Raw genomic sequence first — 6,441 nt, 5'->3', positions numbered from 1 at the left:
CAAACTCTAAAAAAAATAAGCGGATAATTAATGAACTAAAACAATATGGGACTATTGCCGCTTAAAAAAGCTGTTTTTATAACGAACTATTGTAAACAGGCTCTTAAATAAGCTCTTATTTGTTCTTTTTATTTTCTTGTCTGTATTGTTCCATTTGTTTTCTGATCGATTTATCAACTTTACTATTCAAGTTGGAAGGGACCTGATATTTATCACAATGGATAATACAATAGTTGCAATTTTCTACGCAGTTGTTCTCGCAGTCGGGATATTGACATTGATCATGTCCGAACAGTGCATTTATTACCGCGCAAGAGTTGAATAAGATTAATACTGATGCTAATAGAAATATCAAAATTTTTCTTTTCATGTGTGTAGAAAGTTAATGTTTTGCTCAAAGATAATATTTATTGTCGTATTTCCAGCCAGTCCCTTCGGGACAGGTTGTTTATTGGGGGGCTGTCACTTTTTTGTAGTACAACCCGTTGTTTTTTCATAGAAAATTGTCTTATATAAAGCGTTCTTTGATATAATTGGAGGAAAAAAGGTAACAGGTAAAAATAAGTAGAAAAGCTGTCACTTTTGTCACTTTTTATAATTTGCGTTTTGTGTATATATTTAATATACAGTTTATTATAGAGTTTTTTCACTAAAAGATATATGTGTAACCTGTTACTTTTTTGTTTCGGATCTCGAGGGGGACTGGATAAACAAAATTTATAAGAACTTGTTTAGTACATGACAAAAAACATTGAACCAGGCTTGAAAAACCAGATTTTGGCTCTGCTGATTTTAGCTCCGCTGATTTTCAATTCAATTCATAACTGAATGTTATCGGTCCTGTGTCATCAACTTAAGGATTATGGAACCGAAGATCAGGGCTGAAAGCCCGTCTTATTTCAGCCCAAGGCAACGCCTTGGGTCAGAATATCCAAATATAGAGCGTGCGCGCTGAAAGCGCAGGTATATGATTTGGTCTTGTTCTTTAAATTTAACCTGCGCTTTCAGCGCGCAGTTTCTGTTAGATGCTCTTTACCCAAGGCGACGCTTCGCTTGCCATTGGGCTGAAATAATAAAGGCTTTCAGCCTTAGCTTGAAGACACTGGGGTATCGGCCTGCGGAAATTGCAAAGTTTAGAAACCACTGTATGAAAGACAGGACAGCATATATTTTGCCTTTCGGACAATTTGTTAATTCTCAATGTTTTCCATATTGAATATTTTTTATCATGTACTAATAAGAACTTGTTTAATCATGTTGTTTTCTTCAACTAAAATTTTAAAAAAATGAGATGTTGAAAACTGCCGTTTGAATTTTTAGTATATGGATACTATTTGTTATAACTTTACAAATTGTGATAAAAAGAAGATGAAATTATGAATAATTTTGTACACCTGCATGTCCATTCTCAATATTCATTGCTGGATGGTCAGGCAAGTATTCCGAATCTGGTAGAAAAAGCTATTGGCGATGGTATGAAAGCCATAGCGTTGACAGATCATGGGGCTATGTTTGGCATCAAGGAATTTTTCAATTATGTGAAGAAAAAAAACTCAAAATTTGATGATGCCATAAAAGGTATGAAAGCCGAAATAAAGCAATTGCAAGCCGATAAGGAAGCCGATAACTCTGACCGGATAGGAGAATTGAATGCCAATATAAAAGCAGAGGAAGCGAAGAAATTCAAACCTATTCTCGGTTGTGAATGCTATGTTGCACGTCGTGGCAGGCACCTGAAAGAAGGAAAGCCCGATATGAGTGGGTGGCATCTGGTTGTTTTGGCTAAAAACCTGACCGGATATAAAAACCTTATCAAAATGATTTCATACGGATGGACAGAAGGTTTCTATATGCGTCCCCGTATCGATAAGGAGTTATTGGAGAAATATCACGAAGGGCTTATAATCTCTACCGCATGCCTCGGCGGAGAAGTGCCTAAAAAAATAACAGCCGGAGATACGGAAGAAGCCGAGAAAACCATCCAGTGGTTTAAAAATCTTTTCGGCGATGATTATTACCTGGAATTGCAACGGCATAAGACAAATCGTCCGGATGCAAATACCGAAGCATACCCTTTACAGGAAATGGTGAATGCCGAGCTGCTCCGGCTAGGAGAAAAGCATGGGGTTAAAGTGATCGCTACTAATGACGTCCACTTTGTAAACGAGGAGGACGCAGACGCGCACGACCGCCTAATCTGCCTGAGTACGGGTAAAGATCTGGACGACCCCAAACGGATGCGGTATACCAAACAGGAATGGCTGAAAACCACAGCCGAAATGAACCAGATATTTTCAGACCATCCCGAAGTATTGAGCAATACGCTCGAAATAGCTGATAAGGTGGAGTTCTATTCTATCGACTCGGATGCGCTGATGCCATTCTTTACCATCGATGCTTCGTTTGGTACCGAAGAAGGATATAAGATAATGTACTCTGAAGAAGACCTGATAAAGGAATTCGGAGAAAAAGAATATTTCCGCTTAGGCGGTTACGATAAAGTGATCCGTATCAAACTCGAATCGGATTACCTACGTCACTTGACAATGATAGGTGCGGATAAGCGTTATGGGAAAGACCGTGATACGGAGACTATAGAGCGTCTCGATTTTGAGTTGAACACGATGAAGACGATGGGTTTCCCCGGATACTTCCTTATCGTTCAGGATTTTATAGCGGCAGCCCGCAACATGGGCGTGGCTGTGGGTCCCGGACGTGGTTCGGCTGCCGGTTCTGCCGTAGCGTACTGTTTGGGAATAACCGATATTGACCCTATCAAATATGACTTGCTGTTTGAGCGATTTCTGAATCCCGACCGTATATCCATGCCCGATATCGATATCGACTTTGACGATGACGGGCGTGGCAAAGTACTGAAATGGGTAACAGACAAATACGGGCAGGAGCGTGTGGCGCATATTATAACGTATGGTACAATGGCCACTAAGTCGGCGATTAAAGACGTTGCCCGTGTGCAGAAGCTGCCATTGACGGAATCGAACCGTCTGGCTAAGTTTGTACCCGACCGTATTCCGGACAAGAAGAAAGTAACGCTAAAGGATGCCATTGCTTATGTTCCCGAACTGAAAGAGGCTGCCGGCAGCCACGACCCCGTGATGCGCGATACATTAAAGTATGCGCAGATGCTGGAAGGGAATGTGCGCAATACAGGGGTGCATGCCTGTGGTATTATCATCGGCCAGCAGGATATATCGGATATTGTACCTGTAAGTACGGCCGAAGATAAGGAAACGGGCGAAAATATACTGGTAACGCAGTATGAAGGTACGGTGATCGAAGAAACAGGCCTTATCAAGATGGACTTTCTGGGGCTCAAGACCCTTTCGATTATAAAAGAAGCTATAGAAAACATTAAACATACAACCGGGAAAGATATCGATATAGACGCCATATCACTGGACGATCCGGTAACTTATGAACTATATAGCCAGGGAAAGACCACCGGAACGTTCCAGTTTGAATCTGCCGGTATGCAGAAGTACCTGAAGGAATTGCAGCCTACCAAGTTTGAAGACCTGATAGCGATGAATGCCCTTTACCGCCCCGGGCCCATGGATTATATCCCGTCTTTTATCGCCCGTAAGCATGGCAGGGAAGAAATTACGTATGATATCCCTATCATGGAACGTTACCTGAACGATACTTATGGTATTACGGTATATCAGGAACAGGTGATGTTACTTTCCCGTTTGCTTGCCGATTTTACCCGTGGGCAATCTGACGAGTTGCGTAAGGCGATGGGTAAGAAACTTATTGATAAGATGAACGCCCTGAAGGAGAAATTCATTGCCGGAGGTACCAAGAACGGGCACGAGAAAAAGACGTTGGATAAGATATGGGCCGACTGGGAAAAATTCGCATCCTACGCTTTCAATAAGTCGCATGCCACATGCTATTCGTGGGTCGCATACCAGACAGCATGGCTGAAAGCAAACTACCCGTCGGAATATATGGCCGCCGTACTATCCCGAAACTTATCCAATATTACGGAAATCACGAAGTTTATGGATGAGTGTAAGGCGATGGGCTTAAACGTATTCGGGCCGGATGTGAACGAATCGTACCTTAAATTCTCGGTAAACAAGGAAGGCGATATCCGCTTCGGCCTGGCGGCTGTGAAAGGAGTAGGCGAGGGAGCTGTGATGAATATCGTTGAAGAAAGGGAGAAGAATGGCCCATTCAAGGATATATTCGATTTTGTAGAGCGTGTAAACCTCAGTTCATGTAATAAGAAGAATATAGAATCGCTGGCATTGGCCGGAGCCTTTGATGAGTTTTCGGGTATGACCCGGGAGCAGTTCTTTGGAGTAAATAACAAAGGGGAAACATTTATCGATTTACTTATCCGTTACGGGAATAAATATCAGGCAGATAAGAACCAGGCGGCAAACTCCCTCTTTGGAGATGACTCTTCCTTCGATATAGCCCGTCCCGATATACCGAAAGTAGAGAAGTGGTCGGATCTTGAACGCTTGAACAAAGAAAGGGAACTGATCGGTATTTACTTATCGGCGCATCCTCTCGATGAATTTAAGATTATATTGAGTTATGTATGTAACGTAGGTATGTCTGAAATCGAAGACAAAGATGCCCTGAAAAATAAAGAGGTTGTTTTTGGCGGATTGGTGAGCAATATGCGTGAGGGTATAACAAAAAATGGCAAGCCTTTTATGATATTGCGTATCGAGGATTTTACAGGAAGTGGAGAAATACCTCTATTTGGGGATGATTATATCAATTTTGGTAAATATGGGCGTCCGGGTCTGTATGTTTTTATCAGGGGCAGAGTGCAAGGTCGTAAATATGATGCGAATCAGATGGAGTTAAAAATTAATTCTATCCATTTATTACCCGATGTTAAGGATACGTTGATAGAAAAAATCACTATAACGTTACCTCTGCATGATATGAATTCGCAGATGGTGGAAGAATTATCCACTTTAACTAAAAACAATCCGGGCAATTCATTGTTATACTTTCAGGTAGTGGATGGGGAACGAAATATGAAAGTCGACTTGTTTTCCAGAAATTATAAAATAAATGTAAAACAGGAACTTATTGATTATCTGGTAGAAAATGAAAGTTTCGTGTTCAAGGTAAACTGATTATTTTCATATCTAAAATAGATTATTTACCTTTGCAGTGCAAAAAACAAAATAGATCAAATAAATATTATATACAAATAAATAGATAAAAATTATGGCTTTAGAAATTACAGATGCTGGTTTTGACGATATATTGAAGTCTGATAAGCCGCTGGTTATAGATTTTTGGGCAGAATGGTGTGGCCCTTGCCGTATGGTAGGCCCTATCGTGGAAGAGCTTGCTACTGAATATGAAGGCAAAGTAACCGTAGGGAAAGTAGATGTTGACAACAATGACGAGATTACATCTAAATATGGTATCCGTAATATTCCTACTATCCTGTTCATAAAGAACGGAGAGGTAGTGGATAAACAAGTAGGAGCGGCACAGAAAGCTGTTTTGGTGGATAAGATAGAGAAACTGTTAAAGTAACAATTATAAGTATAGGAAGGCGGCTTACCTCGTTTCTTTGGTAAGCCGTTTTTTGTTATATATACCTGAATTTATCATATACTACTTGATTATTGGACTGTAAAACTCTATATTTGATGTCTTAAAGATACCTTATATGATAAGACTCGAATATTTACTGCTACTTTGCTCCGTTCTATTATTAAGTTCCTGTAACCGTCCTGCTAAGTTAGAGGATTTTGAGACCCATCAATTTACATTCAAAGACAGAGAAGCTGTGGTCGTTGTACCTAAAGTTGCGGCTGAAGGTAATCCTTGGATATGGCGTCCCGCATTCTTCGGCGCTTTTCCCAGTGTGGATCTGGCATTGCTGGAGGAGGGCTTTCATGTGGTATATTACGACCTGACTCATTTGTACGGAAGCCCCAGAGCTCTGGAACTGGGCACAGCCTTTTACAACTATGTAGTCAGACATTACGGGCTTTCTTCCAGGGTTACACTGGAAGGCTTCAGCAGGGGAGGGCTGTTTGTTTTTAACTGGGCGAATAAGAATGCTGGATATGTAGCATGTATTTATGCAGATGCCCCGGTATGCGATGTTTTTAGTTGGCCCGGCAGGAAAAATACGAACCTTTGGGCCGATTTACTAAGCGAATGGCAGTTGGCGGATGAACAAATGGCGCACTTTGAAGGTAACCCGATAGACAATCTGGAAGCAATAGCAAAAGCTAATATTCCCATTATAACAGTATGTGGCGATAGCGATGATGAAGTACCTTACGAGGAGAATATGGGTGTTTTGAAGAGCCGTTACGAAGCTTTAGGAGGAAAGATAGAGCTTATCCTGAAAAAAGGCGGGAAGCATCACCCACATAGTTTGAGTAATCCCCGGCCGATAGTGGACTTTATTATCAAGAATCAATG

Annotated in this window: 2 protein-coding genes and 1 pseudogene; all 3 read left to right on the top strand. The window is 41.1% G+C overall.

Features of this window, described 5'->3' with window-relative positions; all coding sequences use genetic code 11:
* The first annotated feature begins 1,376 nt into the window (after window positions 1-1,376).
* Window positions 1,377-5,126: a DNA polymerase III subunit alpha gene (dnaE, locus tag D0T84_RS15035; protein ID WP_163308679.1), complete on the top strand. Its 3,750-nt coding sequence runs from the start codon at window positions 1,377-1,379 to the stop codon at window positions 5,124-5,126.
* A 94-nt stretch (window positions 5,127-5,220) separates the two neighbouring features.
* A complete protein-coding gene (gene trxA, locus D0T84_RS15030; RefSeq protein ID WP_163308678.1) occupies window positions 5,221-5,538 on the top strand; it encodes a thioredoxin in 318 nt (105 codons plus the stop codon).
* Between the two features lie 136 nt (window positions 5,539-5,674).
* Window positions 5,675-6,439, top strand: a pseudogene (locus D0T84_RS15025) (alpha/beta hydrolase family protein); the annotation flags it as partial.
* Window positions 6,440-6,441 lie beyond the last annotated feature (2 nt).

The sequence above is a fragment of the Dysgonomonas sp. 521 genome, assembly GCF_010501055.1.
GTDB lineage: Bacteria > Bacteroidota > Bacteroidia > Bacteroidales > Dysgonomonadaceae > Dysgonomonas.
Note: the sequence above shows the minus strand (reverse complement) of the source record. Positions and strands in the feature narration are given on the sequence as shown.

Coding starts and splice junctions, on each gene's coding strand:
- dnaE (WP_163308679.1), top strand. CDS start 1,377: ATGAATAATTTTGTACACCTGCATGTCCATTCTCAATATTCATTGCTG.
- trxA (WP_163308678.1), top strand. CDS start 5,221: ATGGCTTTAGAAATTACAGATGCTGGTTTTGACGATATATTGAAGTCT.